The organism is Jiangella endophytica (genome assembly GCF_003427025.1).
In the GTDB taxonomy this organism is placed as follows: Bacteria; Actinomycetota; Actinomycetes; order Jiangellales; family Jiangellaceae; genus Jiangella; species Jiangella endophytica.
Map to the genome: position 1 here is coordinate 524,984 of NZ_QVAI01000003.1, position 18,293 is coordinate 543,276.

Annotated in this window: 18 protein-coding genes; 8 read left to right on the plus strand and 10 right to left on the minus strand. The window is 72.5% G+C overall.

Going from position 1 to position 18,293, the window contains the following annotated elements:
• Positions 1–3 precede the first annotated feature (3 nt).
• Together whiA and DZA62_RS09255 are read left to right on the plus strand one after the other, a co-directional pair.
• Positions 4–984: a DNA-binding protein WhiA gene (gene whiA, locus DZA62_RS09250; protein ID WP_116948548.1), complete on the plus strand. Its 981-nt coding sequence runs from the start codon at positions 4–6 to the stop codon at positions 982–984.
• A 141-nt stretch (positions 985–1,125) separates the two neighbouring features.
• The gene (locus tag DZA62_RS09255; protein WP_116948549.1) at positions 1,126–1,827 is read left to right on the plus strand and encodes a peptidyl-tRNA hydrolase; all 702 of its coding nucleotides are present in this window, start codon (positions 1,126–1,128) and stop codon (positions 1,825–1,827) included.
• 3 nt (positions 1,828–1,830) lie between these two features.
• On the opposite strand, the gene DZA62_RS09260 is transcribed toward DZA62_RS09255, so the two are convergent.
• The gene (locus DZA62_RS09260; RefSeq protein WP_116948550.1) at positions 1,831–3,372 is read right to left on the minus strand and encodes a flotillin family protein; all 1,542 of its coding nucleotides are present in this window, start codon (positions 3,370–3,372) and stop codon (positions 1,831–1,833) included.
• A 28-nt stretch (positions 3,373–3,400) separates the two neighbouring features.
• Positions 3,401–3,886: a hypothetical protein gene (locus DZA62_RS09265; RefSeq protein WP_116948551.1), complete on the minus strand. Its 486-nt coding sequence runs from the start codon at positions 3,884–3,886 to the stop codon at positions 3,401–3,403.
• A gap of 196 nt (positions 3,887–4,082) precedes the next feature.
• On the opposite strand from DZA62_RS09265, the gene gap reads away from it, so the two are divergent.
• From gap to DZA62_RS09290, 5 genes are all read left to right on the plus strand, one after another.
• Entirely contained in the window at positions 4,083–5,087 is a 1,005-nt protein-coding gene (gap, locus tag DZA62_RS09270; protein ID WP_116948642.1) for a type I glyceraldehyde-3-phosphate dehydrogenase, read from the plus strand.
• Positions 5,088–5,092: 5 nt separating this feature from the next.
• The gene (locus DZA62_RS09275) at positions 5,093–6,298 is read left to right on the plus strand and encodes a phosphoglycerate kinase (protein ID WP_116948643.1); all 1,206 of its coding nucleotides are present in this window, start codon (positions 5,093–5,095) and stop codon (positions 6,296–6,298) included.
• A gap of 28 nt (positions 6,299–6,326) precedes the next feature.
• Complete coding sequence (tpiA, locus tag DZA62_RS09280; protein ID WP_116948644.1) at positions 6,327–7,085, plus strand: triose-phosphate isomerase; 759 nt, start codon at positions 6,327–6,329, stop codon at positions 7,083–7,085.
• A 175-nt stretch (positions 7,086–7,260) separates the two neighbouring features.
• Complete coding sequence (gene secG / locus DZA62_RS09285) at positions 7,261–7,491, plus strand: preprotein translocase subunit SecG (protein ID WP_116948552.1); 231 nt, start codon at positions 7,261–7,263, stop codon at positions 7,489–7,491.
• 21 nt (positions 7,492–7,512) lie between these two features.
• Positions 7,513–7,854: an RNA polymerase-binding protein RbpA gene (locus tag DZA62_RS09290; protein ID WP_116948553.1), complete on the plus strand. Its 342-nt coding sequence runs from the start codon at positions 7,513–7,515 to the stop codon at positions 7,852–7,854.
• On the opposite strand, the gene DZA62_RS09295 is transcribed toward DZA62_RS09290, so the two are convergent.
• Positions 7,851–8,798 (minus strand): helix-turn-helix transcriptional regulator, encoded by a 948-nt coding sequence (locus DZA62_RS09295; RefSeq protein ID WP_116948554.1) that lies wholly within the window; start codon positions 8,796–8,798, stop codon positions 7,851–7,853. The two genes, DZA62_RS09290 and DZA62_RS09295, sit on opposite strands and share 4 nt — an antisense overlap.
• A 52-nt stretch (positions 8,799–8,850) precedes the next feature.
• On the opposite strand from DZA62_RS09295, the gene DZA62_RS35610 reads away from it, so the two are divergent.
• A complete protein-coding gene (locus DZA62_RS35610; RefSeq protein WP_157987565.1) occupies positions 8,851–9,744 on the plus strand; it encodes a DinB family protein in 894 nt (297 codons plus the stop codon).
• A gap of 167 nt (positions 9,745–9,911) precedes the next feature.
• On the opposite strand, the gene DZA62_RS35615 is transcribed toward DZA62_RS35610, so the two are convergent.
• From DZA62_RS35615 to tkt, 7 genes are read right to left on the minus strand one after another with little or no spacing between them, the layout of a single operon-like run.
• Positions 9,912–10,088: a hypothetical protein gene (locus DZA62_RS35615; RefSeq protein ID WP_157987566.1), complete on the minus strand. Its 177-nt coding sequence runs from the start codon at positions 10,086–10,088 to the stop codon at positions 9,912–9,914.
• Between the two features lie 60 nt (positions 10,089–10,148).
• Entirely contained in the window at positions 10,149–10,922 is a 774-nt protein-coding gene (gene pgl / locus DZA62_RS09305) for a 6-phosphogluconolactonase (RefSeq protein ID WP_116948555.1), read from the minus strand.
• Positions 10,919–11,875: a glucose-6-phosphate dehydrogenase assembly protein OpcA gene (gene opcA, locus DZA62_RS09310; RefSeq protein WP_116948556.1), complete on the minus strand. Its 957-nt coding sequence runs from the start codon at positions 11,873–11,875 to the stop codon at positions 10,919–10,921. Before opcA ends, pgl begins: the two co-directional genes overlap by 4 nt.
• Positions 11,872–13,401: a glucose-6-phosphate dehydrogenase gene (gene zwf, locus DZA62_RS09315; RefSeq protein ID WP_116948557.1), complete on the minus strand. Its 1,530-nt coding sequence runs from the start codon at positions 13,399–13,401 to the stop codon at positions 11,872–11,874. Before zwf ends, opcA begins: the two co-directional genes overlap by 4 nt.
• Positions 13,398–15,029, minus strand: a complete 1,632-nt coding sequence (locus DZA62_RS09320; RefSeq protein ID WP_116948558.1) for a glucose-6-phosphate isomerase — start codon at positions 15,027–15,029, stop codon at positions 13,398–13,400. Before DZA62_RS09320 ends, zwf begins: the two co-directional genes overlap by 4 nt.
• On the minus strand, positions 15,026–16,138 hold the full coding sequence (tal, locus tag DZA62_RS09325) for a transaldolase (RefSeq protein WP_116948559.1): 1,113 nt from the start codon (positions 16,136–16,138) through the stop codon (positions 15,026–15,028). Before tal ends, DZA62_RS09320 begins: the two co-directional genes overlap by 4 nt.
• A 10-nt stretch (positions 16,139–16,148) precedes the next feature.
• Positions 16,149–18,254 carry a transketolase gene (gene tkt, locus DZA62_RS09330; protein ID WP_232827320.1) on the minus strand — a complete coding sequence of 702 codons (2,106 nt, stop codon included), beginning with the start codon at positions 18,252–18,254 and terminating at the stop codon, positions 16,149–16,151.
• Between the last annotated feature and the right edge of the window lie 39 nt (positions 18,255–18,293).

Genomic DNA, 18,293 nt, shown 5'->3' on the forward strand with positions numbered 1-18,293 from the left:
GGCATGGCGATGACAGCATCCGTGAAGGACGAGCTGGCTCGCCTCGAGGTGACCAGGACGTGCTGCCGTAAGGCTGAGGTGTCGTCGCTGCTGCGCTTTGCCGGCGGCCTGCACATCGTCAGTGGGAAGATCGTCATCGAGGCCGAGTTGGATACGGGGGTCGCGGCCCGCAGGCTGCGACGTGACATAGCGGAGGTGTTCGGCCACGACAGCGACCTCGCGATGGTCGCGGCCGGTGGGCTGCGCAAGGGGAGTCGCTACGTCGTGCGCGTGGTGCGCGACGGCGAGCGGCTGGCGCGGCAGACGGGGCTGATCGACGGCAGCGGGCGGCCGGTCCGCGGGCTGCCGCCGCAGGTGGTGAACGGCGCCGACCACGACGCCGAGGCGGCGTGGCGGGGCGCGTTCCTCGCGCACGGCTCGCTGACCGAGCCGGGACGGTCGTCGGCGCTGGAGGTCACCTGCCCGGGGCCCGAGGCGGCGCTCGCGCTGGTCGGCGCGGCCCGGCGGCTGGACATCTCGGCCAAGGCGCGCGACGTCCGGGGGACCGACCGCGTGGTGGTGCGCGACGGCGACGCCATCGGCGCGCTGCTGACCCGGCTGGGCGCGCACGACAGCGTGCTGGCGTGGGAGGAGCGGCGCATGCGCCGCGAGGTCCGGGCCACGGCGAACCGGCTGGCCAACTTCGACGACGCCAACCTGCGCCGGTCGGCGCGGGCCGCCGTCGCCGCGGGTGCGCGGGTCGAGCGGGCGCTGGAGATCCTGGGCGAGGACGTTCCCGACCACCTGCGTCAGGCCGGCGTCATGCGGCTGGAGAACAAGCAGGCCAGCCTCGAAGAGCTGGGCCAGCTGTCCGACCCGCCGATGACGAAGGACGCCGTGGCCGGCCGCATCCGCCGGCTGCTCGCCATGGCCGACCGCAAGGCCGCCGACGAAGGCATCCCCGACACCGAGGCCAGCCTCACACCGGACATGCTCGCCCCGTGACCGGCTGTGTCTCTCGGGTCTCGGCCGTTGCGAGCGGCGTCCAGGTCGATGCCTCGCAAGGCCGAGGAAGGAGTCATAGCGGTGCCTATGGCGACTGACGAGAACGCCGCGAGGCGCCGCCTGGGCGTCGCGCGGTAGTCCATGGACCCGGGAGACACACCCGAGGCCGGCCCGCCGGCCGGGCCGGACGCGTGGGCGATGCAGATCGTCGTCCACCTGCCCAGGCCCGGTTCGGCGGAGGGCGACCCGCCCACCCGGCGGGCGTTGCTGGAGGCGGTCGCGTCGGCGGTCGCCCGGCTGGTCGACGCCGGGTACGCCGACGACGCCGACCCTGAGTGGGCGGCCGCGGTCCGTCAGTACGAGGACGGCTGGATCCGCAAGGTGGTCCGCCGCGCCCGCGGCATCCACTGGCAGCGGGTGCGGGAGCTTCCCGGCGTCGGGGTGACGCATGGCGGCGCCGGCGTGCGGGCGCTGCTGCCCGGCCCGGTCGGCGAGCTGCCCGACGAGGTGCGCAGGCTGCAGGTCGGCGGCACCGAGGTGCGCGACGCCGAGGGCGAGCCGCTCGACGCCGAGCCCGCCGCGCTCGCCGTGGCCCTGAACCCCGCGGTGGCGATGACGGCGGGCAAGGCCGCCGCCCAGGCCGGGCACGCCGCCCAGCTCGCCTGGCACGCGATGCCGCCGAGCCGGCGGCGCGAGTGGACGGCGGCCGGCTGCCCGGTCCGGCTCGTCCCGGTGCCGCCGCGGGAGTGGGCGACGGCGCTGGACCGCGTCGCCGTCGTGGTCCGCGACGGCGGCCTGACCGAGGTCAGGCCCGGGACCACGACGGCGATCGCCTGGTGGTGAGCGTCAGGGCCGCGGCACCGGCACGCCGTCCGGCGCGGCGCCGTCGGACGAGCCGTTCGAGCCGCCGAGCCGGCCCACCGCGCCCGACGCGGCGCTCTTGATCAGCTCGTCGAGGTCGAGGCCGGTCGCGTTCTTCAGCATCTCCAGCGTCTGGACGACGTTGTCGGTGACCTGCCGGGGCAGCGAGCTCACACCGTCGGTCGACACCACCGTCAGCTTGTCGATCGCGCCGATCGGCGCGGACACCTCGCGGGCGATGGTCGGCAGCACCTCCACCAGCATCTGGAGCACCGCCGCCTCGTTGTAGTGCGCGAACGCCTCGGCGCGCTTGTCCATCGCCTCCGCCTCGGCGTGACCGCGGGCGAGGATGGCCGACGCCTCGGCGTCGCCCTCGGCGCGGACGGCCTCGGCCTCGGCGACGCGGCGGGCCTTCTCGGCCTCACCGCGCTTGGCGCCCTCGATCGCCTCCGCCTCGGCCAGCGCCGCGCGGCGGGCCTTCTCCGACTCACCGACCAGCCGGGCCTCCTCGGCGCGGCCCTCGGCGGCGGCGATGGCGGCCGCCTTGCGCGCCTCGGCCTCGGCGATGTCGGAGTTCCGCTTGCCCTCGGCCTCCTGCTCGACGCGGTACCGCTCGGCGTCGGCGGGCTTGCGCACCTGGGTGTCCAGCTGCCGCTCCGTGAGCGCGGCCTGGCGGACGGCGACCTTCTCCTGCTCGGCGAGGATCGCCTGGTCCTGGTCGGCCTGGGCGAGCGGGCCGGAGGCGGCCGCCCGCGCCGACGCGGCGTCGGTCTCGGCCTTGATCTCGGCCTGCCGCAGCGCCAGCCCGCGCTGGGCGACGGCGATCTCCTCCTCGGCCAGGATGCGCGCCTGCTCGGCAGCCTGCCGCGCGTTGGCCTCGGCGATGGCCGCCTCCTGCCCGATCCGGGCGGCCTCGGGGCGGCCCAGGTCGGACAGGTAGCTGCCGTCGTCGGTGATGTCCTGGATCTGGAAGGTGTCCAGCACCAGGCCCTGGCCTGTGAGGGAGTTCTCGGACTCGTCGGCGACGCGCTGGGCGAACGCGGCGCGGTCGCGGATGATCTGCTCGACGCTCAGCCCGCCGACGATCGACCGGAGCGCACCGGCCAGGACCTCCTGCGTGAACGTCTCGACCTCCTCCTGCTGCGTGAGGAAGCGCTGCGCGGCGGCGCGGATCTGGTCCTCGTTGCCGCCGACCTTGACGATGGCGACGCCTTCGACGTTGAGCTTGACGCCCTGGCCGGACACGGCGCCGCGGATCTGCACCGACAGCCGGCGGCTGGAGAGGTCGAGGATGTGCAGCTTCTGGACGAACGGGATGACGAACGTGCCGCCGCCCATCACGACGCGCTGGCCGGACAGGTCGGTGGAGATGATGCCGGTCTCGGGATTGCGGACGGCTTTGCCGCGGCGTCCGGTGACGATGTAGGCCTCGTTCGGCCCGGCCACCTTGTAGCGGCTGGTGATGAGCAGGACGATCAGAACAAGAAGGACGATGAGTCCGATGACGGTGATGGTCGTTTCACTCATATGTGGATCTCCCCGTTGGCGGAGCCCGCTACAGGCGGGCGACGGACACAGCGGTGGGTGACAGGACGCCGACGACGGTGACCGGGGCGCCGCTCTCGATCGCCTCGACGGCGCGCGCGTTCAGCCGGGTGAGATGCCCGCCGACGCTGATACTGACCACCCCGAACCCCGCCTCCGGGATGGTCGAGACCACGACGCCGTCGTAGCCGATGATGTCGGTGGTGCGCGGAGTCTGGTCGGTGGCGCCGTCCTTGAGCAGCCTGGTCAGCCAGGCGGTGAGCGCCGCGACGAGCGCGCCGGCGGCCACGCCGAGCCCGAGCGTCGCGGCCGTGCCGAGGTCGGCGGACTGCGCCAGTGAGGCGCAGAAGCCGAACGCGGACACGAATGCGGCCGCGGCGGCGCTGGAGAACCAGTCGCCGCCGATGTGGAGGACCCCGTCCAGGAACTCGCCGGCCAGTAGTGACACCAGCAGGAAAGCGAGCCCGGCGAAGCCCAGGACGAGATAGATGGTCACCCGTTGATCCCCCTGCCGGCCGCGTGGACGGGCCGATGGTAGCGGGTGCCGCTCCGAGGGCCGAGGAGGGTACTAGCATGCGGATGACGGGCCACTCAACGTTTCCGGTAGTGATGCCCTAATGTTTCGTCTGGGTCACCACGACGGGGTGGACGACCGTCCTTGATCACCCTGAACCGTGAAGGAGCATCTCCTGATGACCGTTCGTGTTGGCATCAACGGATTCGGCCGGATCGGGCGCAACTTCGCCCGCGCGGTCTTCGCTCAGGGCGGCGGCGACATCGAGATCGTCGGCGCCAACGACCTCACCGACACCAAGTCCCTCGCGCACCTGCTGAAGTACGACTCCATCCTCGGCACGCTCGCCGACGTCAGCCACGACGGCGACACCATCAGCGCCGGCGGCCAGTCGTTCAAGGTGCTGTCCGAGCGCGACCCGGCCCAGCTGCCGTGGAAGGAGCTCGGCGCCGACATCGTCGTCGAGTCCACCGGGTTCTTCACCGACGCCACCAAGGCGAAGGCGCACATCGACGGCGGCGCGCAGAAGGTCATCATCTCCGCCCCGGCGAAGAACGAGGACGTCACCGTCGTCCTGGGTGCCAACGAGGACACCTACGACCCGGCCGCTCACTCGATCATCTCCAACGCCTCCTGCACCACCAACTGCCTGGCGCCGCTGGCCAAGGTCATCAACGACGCGTTCGGCATCGAGCGCGGTCTCATGACCACGGTGCACGCCTACACCGCCGACCAGAACCTGCAGGACGGCCCGCACAAGGACCTGCGCCGCGCTCGTGCCGCCGCGCTGAACATCGTCCCCACCAGCACCGGTGCGGCCAAGGCCATCGGCCTCGTGCTGCCGGAGCTCAAGGGCAAGCTCGACGGCTTCGCCCTGCGGGTGCCCACGCCCACCGGCTCGGCCACCGACCTCACCGTCACGCTGTCGCGCGAGGTCACCGTCGACGAGGTCAACGCCGCGTACAAGGCGGCCGCCGAGGGCGCGCTGGCCGGCTACCTGCGCTACACCGAGGACGAGATCGTCTCCTCCGACATCGTCACCGACCCCGCCTCGTGCATCTTCGACTCCGGCCTGACCCGCGTCATCGGCGACCAGGTCAAGGTCGTGGGCTGGTACGACAACGAGTGGGGCTACTCCAACCGTCTGGTCGACCTGGTCCGCTTCGTCGGCGCCTCGCTCTGAGCGTGATGAGGGGAATCGACGAGCTGGGGGACCTGCGCGGTCAGCGGGTCCTCCTGCGCTCCGACCTCAACGTGCCGTTGGAAGGCGAGGCCGGCGAGTCCGTGATCACGGACGACGGCCGGGTGCGGGCGTCGGTGCCGACCATCCAGCAGCTGACCGCGGCGGGTGCCCGGGTCGTCGTCATGGCGCACCTGGGCCGCCCGAAGGGCGCACCCGACGCGAAGTACTCGCTGGCGCCGGTGGCGAAGCGGCTGTCCGAGCTGCTCGGCGCCGAGGTCGCGTTCGCCACCGACACCGTCGGTGAGAACGCGCAGAAGACGGTCGCCGCGCTGGCCGACGGCGACGTCGCACTGCTCGAGAACCTGCGTTTCGACGCGCGCGAGACCAGCAAGGACGACGCCGAGCGCGGCGCGTTCGCGGCCGAGCTGGCCGAGCTGGGCGACGTGTTCGTGTCCGACGGCTTCGGCGTCGTGCACCGCAAGCAGGCCAGTGTCTACGACCTCGCCAAGGCGCTGCCGCACGCGGCCGGGCTGCTGGTCCAGGCCGAGGTGCGGGCGTTCGCGAAGGTCCTCGACGACCCCGAGCGTCCGTACGTCGTCGTGCTGGGCGGCTCGAAGGTCTCGGACAAGCTGGGCGTCATCGACAACCTGCTCGAGAAGGTCGACCGCCTGCTCATCGGCGGCGGCATGGCGTTCACGTTCCTCAAGGCCCAGGGCTACGAGGTCGGCGGCTCGCTGCTCGAGGAGGAGCAGCTCGACACCGTCCGCGAGTACCTGTCGCGCGCGGCTGACCGCGGCGTCGAGCTGGTGCTGCCGGTCGACGTCGTCGTCGCGGCCGACATCAGCGCCGACGCCGCCACGTCCGTGGTGCAGGCGGCGGCCATCCCGGCCGACCAGAAGGGCCTCGACATCGGCCCGGCCACCATCGAGCTGTTCCGCGGCAAGCTGGTCGACGCGAAGACGGTGGTCTGGAACGGCCCGATGGGCGTGTTCGAGCTGGCCCCGTTCGCCGAGGGCACGCGAGAGGTCGCGGTCGCCATATCTTCGCTGGTCGGCGGCACCAGCGTCGTCGGCGGTGGCGACTCCGCGGCCGCGGTCCGACAGCTGGGCCTCGACGAGGGCGCGTTCACGCACATCTCGACCGGCGGCGGGGCCTCGCTGGAACTGCTCGAGGGCAAGGAGCTTCCCGGCCTCACCGTGTTGGAGGACTGACGTGGCACAGACCACCCGCCGGCCGTTCATGGCCGGCAACTGGAAGATGAACCTCAACCACCTCGAGGCCATCGCGCTGGTGCAGAAGCTCGCCTTCTCACTCAACGACGATGACCTCGAGAAGGTCGAGGTGGCGGTGCTGCCGCCGTTCACCGACATCCGATCGGTGCAGACGCTGATCGACGCCGACCGCTACAACATCGCGTACGGCGCGCAGGACCTCTCCCAGCACGCCTCCGGCGCCTACACGGGCGAGATCTCCGGGGCCATGCTGGCGAAGCTGGGCTGCACGTACGTCGTCGTCGGCCACTCCGAGCGGCGCGAGTACCACGGCGAGACCGACGAGCTGGTCGGCGCCAAGATCAAGGCGGCGTACCAGCACGAGCTCACGCCGATCCTGTGCGTCGGCGAGCCGCTGGAGGTCCGGCAGGAGAACCGGCACGTCGAGCACACGCTGGCGCAGCTCGACGGCGCGCTCGACGGTCTGCCCGCCGAGCAGGCCGCCAAGATCGTCGTCGCGTACGAGCCGGTCTGGGCCATCGGCACCGGCGAGGTCGCGACGCCCGACGACGCCCAGGAGCTGGCCGCGGCCATCCGCGAGCGGCTGGCCAAGCTGTACGGCGCCGAGGTCGCCGCGGGCATCCGCATCCTCTACGGCGGCTCGGTGAAGGCGGCGAACGTCAAGCCGATCATGGAGCAGCCCGACGTCGACGGCGCCCTGGTGGGCGGTGCGAGCATCAACGCCGACGAGTTCGCGCTGATCGCCCGGTACCACCGCAACCCCTGAGCACCAGCACATTCGTGTCCCCGTCGTCCGGCCCGTCTCATCGGCCGGGGGCGGGGACATGATCATTCCCAGCGAGCGGGTACCATTCGGCACGACGGGCTCGAACGCGTAGTCTTGGACCGTGCGACCGGCGCTCTGCCGGCCGGCCGATCCGGAAGGACGAAGGCACACCACCGTGGAACTGGCATTCTCGATCCTGCTGGTCATCACCAGCGCGTTGCTGATCCTGCTGGTGCTCATGCACAAGGGCAAGGGTGGCGGCCTGTCCGACATGTTCGGCGGTGGCGTGTCCACCTCGCTGGGCGGCTCCTCGGTCGCCGAGCGCAACCTCGACCGGCTCACGATCGCCCTGGGTCTCGTCTGGGGCGCCGCCATCGTCGCGCTCGGCCTGCTGAACGCCAGCTAGAACCGTCAGAGAGGACGCACCGTGGTCGGAGGCAACGCGATCCGTGGCAGTCGGGTGGGCGCCGGGCCCATGGGCGAGGCAGAACGCGGCGATTCCGCACCACGCCGCAGGGTCACGTACTACTGCGAGCACGGGCATGAGAGTTCGCCCAGCTTCGCCGCCGAGGCTGTCATCCCGGAGTCCTGGGACTGCATCCGCTGCGGGCTTCCGGCCAGCCAGGACCCCGATCACCCGCCGGCGGCGCCGCGCACCGAGCCGTACAAGACGCACCTCGCGTACGTGAAGGAGCGGCGCAGCGACGAGGACGGCGCGGCCATCCTCGAAGAGGCGCTTCAGGCGCTGCGCAAGCGCCGCTCGCTCTAGCCGTTCTGGTCCAGGAACTGCTGGGCGGCGTGGCGCATGGCCTCACGTAGCTCCACGGGCTCCAGCACCACCACGTCGCCGGCCAGCCCGAGCAGGTGGATCCGGGTCTCGTGGGCCGATTCGAAGGTCATCGCGACCTCCGACCAGCCGTCCTCGTCAGGCGCCGACTCGGTGTCGACGACGGCGTTGCGGGCCCAGCGCAGCCGCACGGCGGCGTAGCCGCGGACCCGTAGCCGGACCGGGTAGCGGCGCAGCTCGGCGAAGTAGCGGTCGCTGCCGCGCCGCCAGTGCTCGGTGAGATCGAAGTCGTCCGGCCGGTCGAACCGCTCGTCGGTGGCGTCGGCGTGGACGATGCGGTCGGCCCGGTAGGTGCGGAACTCCCCGGTCGCCTTGCGGGCGACGAGGTACCACGACCGCTTCTTCGCGACCAGCCCCAGCGGCTCGACGTCGACGGCGTCCGGCGCGCTGCCGTAGGTGAGGCGGACGCGGGTGTCGTCCCAGACCGCCTGCTGCAGCACCGGCAGCCACGGTGACGGCTCGCGGGTGTCCATCCAGTCGGCGTGGTCGACGAGCACGCGTTCCCGGGCGAGATCGGCCTGCCGCCGCGCGTGCGAGGGCACCGTCGCGAGCAGCTTGGCTTCGGCCGTCCCCGCGGCGGCGTCCAGCCCGAGATCGGCGAGGACGTGCGCCGTCGACGCGACGAACAGCGCGGCGGTCTCGGCGGGGGAGAGGCCGGTCAGCCGGGTCCGGTAGTCGGCGGCGAGCGACCAGCCGCCGGACCGGCCGCGGTCGGCGTAGACGGGGAAGCCGGCCCCGCTGAGGGAGTCGAGGTCGCGCTGCACCGTCCGGGCCGACACTTCCAGCCGCCGAGCCAGCTCGCCCGCCGTCAGCCGGCCGTGCGTCTGCAGTAGCAGGACGATCTGGACGAGGCGTTCGGCGCGCATGTCTTCCTTTATATGACAGACGGTGTCCTATTTGGGTCCTACCGTGGTCTGCATGACGTGGAGCACGGACCTGCTCGACCAGCTCGAGTTCTACTGGACTGTCCATTTCCGGCCGCGCCTGGCCGGCCTGACCGACGACGAGTACCGGTGGGAGCCGGTCGACGGGGCGTGGAGCCTGCGCCCGGTGGGCGAGGGCGGCGCGCTGGACCTGGAGTCCGTCCAGCCGGAGCCGCCGCTTCCGCCCGTCACGACGATCGCCTGGCGCGCCATGCACGTCGGCCGCGACGTGCTCGGCAAGCGCGCGCGGGCGTTCTTCGACCCGGCCGCGGCCGACGCCGACATGTACGACGCGCGGCACTGGCCGGAGCCGCTGCCGGCGACCGCGGAGGGGGCGCTGACGCTGCTGGACGAGGCGTACGAGCTGTGGCGCTCCGGCGTCGCGGCCTTGGACGACGAGGCGATGCTGCGCCCGCTCGGGCCGCGTGGCGGGCCGTACGCCGAGGACTCGATGGCCAAGCTCGTGCTGCACGTGAATCGCGAGGTGATGGCGCACGGCGCGGAGATCTGCCTGCTGCGCGACCTGTACCGCGCCGAGGCGGACTTGCGGGACGACGTCGTGGCGGCGGCGCTGCGTGGAGACGCGGCCGGCGTGGCGGCCGCGCTCGGTGCCGGTGCGCCGGCCGTGCGTGCGACGCTGACGGCCGAGGCGGCCGGACTGCACCATTGGGACGTGGTGCGGGCGCTGGCGGCGGCCGGCGCGCCGGTCGACGGGGCGCTGCACTACGCCGCCGGGGCCGGCGCACTGGACGTCGTGAAGCTGCTGGTCTCGCGCGGTGCGGACGTCTCGGCCCAGGACGACCGCTTCCACCTCGACGCCGCCGGCTGGGCCGACTTCTTCCAGCACCCCGACGTGGCCGCCTTCCTCCGCGCGCCCGCCCCGGAATGATCACGTTCAGTGGGGTTACTCCCGCTCACCCAGGAATGCATGCCTGGGTAAGCGGGAGAAGTCCTGTGTTCGGCGTCGGGCCGGCGTGTACTCGCTTCACCAGGCATGCATGCCTGGGTGAGCGTGAACACGCCAACTGAACGTGATCATTCCAGGCGGGGTCGGCGTCAGACGGTGCGGGCGGCGGCGACGGCGGCCTTCGGGGGTTTGGCGTCGAAGGAGTAGCGGCGCTTGCTCTCGCGCTCCAGCAACCCCGCATCGGCCAGCCGCTTGAGCACGACCGGGCACACCTTGCACCGCGGCCGGTCGCGGCAGCACTTCTTCTTCGCCTTCATCGACGCCACGCGGGGAAGGATAGGCAAGCCTTCGCCGTTGTGTCACATCTGTCCCGATGTAGGGCGATCTCAGGGCGACGCCAGCCGGTCCAGTCCGGGCGGGAGCTCGGCCGCGGCGGCGCGGTCGAGCAGCCACCGCGTCGCCCGCCGGCCCTGGGCGCCGGCCGCCGGGATCTGCACCGGCCCGGACCCGCCGAGCGCCAGCCGGACGGCCGTCGCCTTGTCGGCACCGGCCACGACCAGCCACACCTCGTCGGCCGACCGGATGACCGGCAGGCTCAGGCTGACCCGCTCGGGCGGCGGCTTGGGCGCGCCACGCACGCCGACCACCGTGCGGTCGTCGTGCAGGCCAGGGTGCTCGGGGAACAGCGACGCGACGTGGCCGTCCGGCCCGACGCCGAGCAGCAGGACGTCGAACGCCGGCGCGCCGGAGTGCAGCCGCTTCTCCGTCTCGTCGGCCAGCACGTCCGCGTACCGCGCCGCCGCGTCCTCCGGGGTGAGATCGCCCGACGCCGCCGGCATGGCGAACACCCGCGCCGGGTCGACCGGCACGTGGTCCAGCAGCGCCGCGCGGGCCTGCGTCTCGTTGCGCTCGGGGTCGCCGGACGGCAGGAACCGCTCGTCGCCCCACCAGACGGACAGCGCTGCCCAGTCGACGGCGGAGCGGGCCGGCGAGGCCGCCACGGCCCGCAGCGTCGCGATGCCCGCCGTCCCGCCGGTGAGCACCACCGACGCGTCGCCGTGGGCGGCCTGGGCGTCGACCAGACGGGTGATGAGCCGGGCCGCCACCGCCTGCACGAGCACCTCGGCGTCGCGGTGGATCACGATCGTGGGTGTGGTCATCGCCTGGCCTTCGCCTTGGTCCGGGTGATCTTGCCGGTCTCGTGCAGCTCCTCGAGCCCTTCCTGGATGACCTCGGCGTAGACGTCGTCGGGGTCGAGGCGGCGCAGCTCCTCGGCCAGGGAGTCGCCGGCGGAGCGACGGGGGAGGGCGACGCGGCGGTCGGCCCGGCCGGGGACGGTCAGCGTCGCGACCTCCTCGTCGGGCCGCTCGATGCCGATGGCGCCGGACGGGCGGTCCAGCCGCACACTGAGCAGGCCGTCGACGCCGGTCGCCTTGGTCCGCGTGACCGGGACCCGCAGCGTGTGCGCCAGCCACCCGGCCAGCAGGTCGGCGCTCGGGTTGTCGGGCCCGCCCACCACCCGCGCCGCCATGATCTCCTCGTGCGGCGGTTGGTCGAGGGCCGCCGCCAGCAGCGCCCGCCACAGCGTGAGCCGGGTCCACGCGAGGTCGGTGTCGCCCGGCTGGTAGCTCTCGGCCCGTTCCTGCAGGGCGGCGCTCGGCCGCTTGCACGCCGCGGCGTCGGTGATGCGCCGCTGCGCCAGCCGCCCGACGGGGTCGTCGGCGGGCACCGCGGGCGACTCGGCCGGCCACCAGGCGACCACCGGGTTGTCGGGCAGCAGCAACGGGATCACGACGGACTCCGCGTGCCCGGTGAGCGGCCCGAACAGCCGCAGCACGACCACCTCGCTGGCGCCGGCGTCGCCGCCGACCCGGATCTGCGCGTCCAGCCGTGCCGACCCGCGCGACGTGCCGCGGATGACGGTGATGATGCGGCACGGGTGCTCGTGGCTGGCCTGGTTCGCCGACTCGATGGCGTCCTCGGCGTTGGCCTCCTCGGTGACGATGACCAGCGTCAGGACGCGGCCCAGCGCGACGGCGCCGTGCTTCTCGCGTAGGTCGACCAGGCGCTTGCCGACGTCGGCCGCGGTGGTGGAGGGAATGTCGATGATCATGGACGCCTCCAGCTGCGGCCGTCGCGGGCCAGCATCTCGTCGGCTGATGCGGGGCCCCAGTCGCCCGGGGGATACTGCTCGGGCCGCACGGAGCTCTGGGCCCAGAAGTCCTCGATCGGGTCGAGGATCTTCCAGGACAGCTCCACCTCTTCGTGCCGCGGGAACAGCGGCGGGTCGCCGAGCAGGACGTCGAGGATGAGTCGCTCGTACGCCTCCGGGCTCTCCTCGGTGAACGAGCCGCCGTAGCCGAAGTCCATGGTGACGTCGCGCACCTCCATGGCCGTGCCCGGCACCTTCGACCCGAACCGGATGGTGGTGCCTTCGTCCGGCTGCACCCGGATGACCAGCGCGTTCTGGCCCAGCTCCTCGGTGGCGGTGGACTCGAACGGAAGGTGCGGCGCCCGCTTGAACACGATGGCCACCTCGGTGACGCGGCGCCCGAGCCGCTTGCCGGTGCGCAGGTAGAACGGCACGCCCGCCCAGCGGCGGGTGTCGATGTCGAGGCGGACGGCGGCGTAGGTCTCCGTGGTGGACTCCGGCGGGATGCCGTCCTCCTCGAGGAAGCCCTTCACCTTGACGCCGCCGGCCCAGCCCGCCGCGTACTGCCCGCGCGCCGTGTGCTCGCTGAGGTCGTCGGGGAGCCGCACCGCCGAGAGCACCTTCTCCTTCTCGGCGCGCAGGTCCGACGCGTTGAACGACACCGGCTCCTCCATGGCCACCAGCGCCAGCAGTTGCAGCAGGTGGTTCTGGATGACGTCGCGGGCCGCGCCGATGCCGTCGTAGTAGCCGGCCCGGCCCTCGATGCCGATGTCCTCGGCCATGGTGATCTGCACGTGGTCGACGTAGTGGGCGTTCCAGATCGGCTCGAACAACTGGTTGGCGAAGCGCAGCGCCAGGATGTTCTGGACCGTCTCCTTGCCCAGGTAGTGGTCGATGCGGAAGATCGCGTCGGGCGGGAAGATGTTCTCGACGGTCGCGTTGAGCTGGCGGGCGCTCTCGAGGTCGTGCCCGAACGGCTTCTCGATGATCACCCGCCGCCACTGCTCCGGGCCGTCGGGGTGAGCCAGCCCGGAGCGGTCCAGCTGCTTGCTGACGATGTCGAAGAACGACGGCGGGATCGACAGGTAGAACGCGTAGTTGCCGCCGGTGCCCTGCTGGTCGTCCAGCTCGTGGACGGTCTCGGCCAGCCGGTCGAACGCGTCGTCGTCGGAGAAGTCGCCCGGGACGAACCGGAACCCCTGCGCGAGCTGCCGCCAGGTCGCCTCCCGGAACGGGGTGCGCGCGTGCTGCTTGACGGCGTCGTGCACGATCTTGCCGAAGTCCTGGGTCGCCCAGTCGCGCCGGGCGAAGCCGACCAGCGAGAAACCGGGCGGCAGCAGGCCGCGGTTGGCGAGGTCGTACACCGCCGGCATCAGCTTCTTGCGCGCGAGGTCACCGGTGACCCCGAAGATCACCAGGCCGGACGGGCCGGCGATGCGGGGCAGCCGCTTGTCGCGTTTGTCGCGCAGCGGGTTCTGGACGTTCACCTCAGGATGCCCCTCAGGGTCTCGATGCCTGCCTTGCGGTCGGTCAGGTGCAGCCGGAGCACCGGACGGTCGTGGTCGGCCAGCACCTGGGCGTCGCCGGTGGCCTGGGCGGCGATCAGCTGCCCGAACGTGAACGGCCGCTCCGGGATCTCGAGGTCCTCCGCCGGCGCGCCGGTGACCTGCAGGTACACGCCCTGCGCCGGGCCGCCCTTGTGGTACTGCCCGGTGGAGTGCAGGAACCGCGGGCCCCAGCCGAAGGTGACGGGCCGCTCGGTGCGCCGCTCGAGCGGGACGCGGACGTCGGCGAGCTCGGCGTCGGCGCCCTCGCGGTCGAGGTAGGCCATGACGGCGAGGTAGCCGTTGGGCGCCAGCCGCCCGAGCAGGGCGTCGACGGCCCCGGAGAGCGAGTCGACGCCGTCGAGCAGGCCGGCCGAGCCACGGACCTCGACGACGCCGTCGGTGAAGGCCGGCGCCTCGGGCTCCGGCGTGGCGTCGAGCAGGCCGCGGGCGGCGACCTTCGCGCTCTCGACGTCGGGCTGGTCGAACGGGTTGATGCCCAGCAGCTTCCCGGCGACGGCCGTCGCGTACTCCCAGAGCAGGAACTGCGCGCCCAGCTCACCGGCGACGACGACGCCCTTGGCGGGCGGCTGCGCGGGGGAGCCGACGACGGCGGGCAGGACGTCGGCGGCGGGGTGGGCGACCTCGGGGTCGTCGACGCTGCCGCTGGCGATCGGCAGGACGCCGGTGCCCTGCTTGCCGGTGGACTCGGCGATGAGCTGCTCGGCCCAGTCCGCCAGACCCACGATGCCGGAGCCGGAGTCGGCGATGGCGACCTTGTCGTAGCTCTCGGCCGAGGTACGCTCCTCAGCCGAGGCCGGAATGTGACCGCCGTGACCGCCGGCGAGCGCGGCGCCCAGGCGCAGCGCCGGGTTGTCGGGGACGTCGCCTGAGAGGACGGCGGCGACAGCACTTGCGGAGTCCAGCAACGCGGCGATGTCGGCGCCGGCCAGCCCGCTCGGGACCAGGCCGAAAGCCGTCAGCGCGGAGTAGCGGCCGCCGACGTCGGGGTCGGCGAGGAACACCTTGCGGTAGCCCCGCTCGGCCGCCAGGTCGGCGAGGCCGGAGCCCGGGTCCGTCACGACGACGATGCGGCTGGCGGCGTCGATGCCGGCCGCCGTGAAGGCGGCCTCGAACACCCGGCGCTGGCTGTCGGTCTCGACCGTCGAGCCGGACTTGCTCGACACGACCAGGACGGTGCGGTCGAGCCGGTCGGCCAGCGCCCGGCGCACCGCGCCCGGGTCGGTGGTGTCGAGCACGGTCAGCTCGACCCCCGCCGACCTGGTGATGACCTCCGGCGCGAGCGACGAGCCGCCCATGCCGGCCAGCACGATGCGGTCGAGGCCCTCGGCCCGCAGCTGCGCCGACAGCGCCTCGATCTCGGCCAGCAGCGGCCGCGACGTCTCGTGCAGGTCGGTCCAGCCCAGCCGGATGGACGCCTCGGGCTCGGCCTCCGGGCCCCACAGCGTGGCGTCCTTCGCCGCGATGCGCGACGCGACCTTCTCGCCGACCAGGCCGTCGACGACGGCGTCCGCGTCGACGCCGAACGTCGTGACGGTCAGAGCGGTCACTTGGCGGCCTCCAGCTTGGCGTTGACGGACTCGAGCAGGTCGTTCCAGCTCGTCTCGAACTTCTCCACGCCCTCGCGCTCGAGGACCTCGCTGACGTCGTCGAGGTCGACGCCGGCGGCGCGGACCGCGGCGAGCGTGTTCCAGGCGTTCTCGCGGTTGGGCCGGATGGTGTCACCGGTGATGTCGCCGTGGTCGGCGACGGCCTCGATGGTCGCCTCGGGCATGGTGTTGACGGTGTCGGGCGCGACGAGTTCGGTGACGTAGAGGGTGTCGGGGTAGTCGGGGTTCTTCGTCGACGTCGACGCCCACAACGGCCGCTGCCGCTGGGCGCCGGCCGCCTCCAGCCGCTGCCAGCGGTCGGCGGCGATGACGTCCTCGTACGCGGCGTAGGCGAGCCGGGCGTTGGCGACGGCGGACTGCCCGCGCAGCCCCAGTGCCTCGTCCGAGCCGATGGACTCCAGCCGCTTGTCGATCTCGGAGTCGACCCGGCTCACGAAGAAGGACGCGACCGAGGCGATGCCGTCGAGCGACTCACCGGCGGCGACCCGCTGCTCGAGTCCCGCCTGGTAGGCGTCCATGACCTCACGGTAGCGGTCGATGGAGAAGATCAGTGTGACGTTCACGCTGATTCCCGCCGCGATGGTCGCGGTGATGGCCGGCAGGCCGGCCTTCGTCGCCGGGATCTTCACGTAGATGTTCGGGCGGTCGACCTCGCTCCACAGCTCGCGGGCCTGGGTGATGGTGGCGGCGGTGTCGTGCGCCAGCCGCGGGTCGACCTCGATGGAGACCCGGCCGTCGCCGTTGGTGCTGCGCCCGGCGACCGGCGCGAACAGGTCGGCGGCGGCGCGGACGTCGTCGGTCGTGAGGTCGCGTACGGCGGCGTCGGCGTCGGAGCCCTGGCCCGCGTGGCGGCGGAGGTCGTCGTCGTACAGGCTGCTCTTGGTGATGGCGGCCTGGAAGATCGACGGGTTGGTGGTGACGCCGACGACGTGCCTGCCGTCGATCAGCGACTGGAGGTTGCCCGTGGTCAGCCGGTCGCGCGAGAGGTCGTCGAGCCAGATGGCGACGCCTTCGGCGGAGAGCCGGCCGAGCGGATCGGTTGCGTTCATGATGTCCCTCTCAGGCGTTGGAGATGGAATCACGGGCCGCGGCGACCACGGCGTCCGCCGTGATGCCGAACTCGCGGTAGAGGGTCTGGTAGTCGGCCGAGGCGCCGAAGTGCTCGAGGCTGACCGCGCGGCCGGCGTCGCCGAGGTAGCGGTACCAGCTCATCGCGATGCCCGCCTCGACGGAGACGCGTGCCTTCACGGCGGCCGGCAGCACCGACTCGCGGTACTCGGCGTCCTGCTCCTCGAACCACTCCTGCGACGGCATCGAGACGACGCGGGTGGGGACGCCGTCGGCCTGCAGCGTCTCGCGGGCCTCGACGGCCAGCTGCAGCTCCGAGCCGGTGGCGATGAGGATCACCTGCGGCGTGCCACTCCCATCGTCGGTGGCGGCCTCGGCGAACACGTAGCCGCCGCGGGCCGTGCCCTCGGCCGACGCGTAGACCGTGCGGTCGAAGGTCGGCACGTTCTGCCTCGTCAGCGCCAGGCCGGCCGGGTGCTTCCGCTCCAGCACGGTGCGCCACGCGACGGCCGTCTCGTTGGCGTCGGCCGGACGGATGACGTCGAGGCCCGGGATGGCCCGCAGCGCCGACAGGTGCTCGACCGGCTGGTGCGTGGGGCCGTCCTCGCCGAGGCCGATGGAGTCGTGCGTCCACACGAACGTCACCGGCAGCTGCTGGATCGCCGCCAGCCGGACCGCGGCCCGCTGGTAGTCGCTGAACACCAGGAACGTCGCCGCGTACGGGCGGGTGAGGCCGTTGAGCGCGATGCCGTTGACGATCAGCCCCGAGGCGAACTCGCGGACGCCGAAGTGCAGCGTGCGGCCGTACGGGTCGCCGGGGAACATCTTCGAGGAGCGCTTCTCGGGCAGGAAGCTCGGCTCGCCCTCGATGGTGGTGTTGTTGGAGCCCGCGAGGTCGGCCGAGCCGCCCCACAGCTCCGGCAGCACCGGCGCGACCGCGTTGATGACCTTGCCCGACGCGGCGCGGGTGGCGATGCCCTTCTCCGACGGCTCGAAGACCGGCAGGCTGTCGGTCCAGCCGTCGGGCAGCTCGCCGCTCCGCAGGCGGTCGAGCAGGGCGGCGCGGTCGGGGTTGGCCTCGCGCCACGCGGCGTAGCGCTCGTCCCACTCGGTGCGGGCCTGCTTGCCGCGGGCGCCGACCTCGCGGGCGTGCGCCAGGACCTCGTCGGCGACGTCGAACGACGTCTCCGGGTCGGCGCCCAGCACCCGCTTGGTGGCGGCGACCTCGTCGGCGCCCAGCGCGGAGCCGTGGATGGCGCCGGTGTTCTGCTTGTTCGGGGCCGGCCAGCCGATGATGGTGCGGACGGCGATGAACGACGGGCGGTCGGTGACGGCCTTCGCGTTCTCCAGCGCCTCGTAGATGGCCTGCGGGTTCTCGTGGTACTCGCCGCCCGCGGTGAAGTCGACCACCTGGGTGTGCCAGCCGTACGCCTCGTAGCGGGCGACGGTGTCCTCGGTGAAGGCGATGTTGGTGTCGTCCTCGATGGAGATGTGGTTGTCGTCCCACATGACGACGAGGTTGCCCAGCTCCTGCGTGCCCGCCAGCGAGCTGGCCTCGCTCGACACGCCCTCCTCGAGGTCGCCGTCGGAGGCGATGACGAAGACGTGGTGGTCGAAGACGCTCTCGCCCGGCAGCGCGTCGGGGTCGAGCAGGCCGCGGACCCGGCGCTGGGCGAACGCCAGGCCGACCGCCGACCCGAACCCGGACCCGAGCGGGCCGGTCGTGACCTCGACGCCGTTGGTGTGCCGGAACTCCGGGTGCCCCGGCGTCGCCGAGCCCCAGGTGCGGAACGCCTTCAGGTCGTCCAGGGTCACCTGGTAGCCGGACAGGTACAGCTGGATGTACTGGGTCAGGCTGCTGTGTCCCGCGGACAGGACGAACCGGTCGCGGCCCAGCCAGTGCTGGTCGGACGGGTCGTGGCGCAGCACCCGCTGGTAGAGCGTGTAGGCGACCGGTGCCAGGCTCATCGCCGTGCCCGGGTGCCCGTTGCCCACCTTCTCGACGGCGTCCATGGCCAACAGCCGCACGGTGTCGACCGCCCGGTCGTCGAGCTCCGTCCACTCGAAGTCTGCGCTGTTCTCGGGTGTCGTGTTCACCGGCGTGACGTTCCTCTCAGGCGGATGGGTCCCTACGTC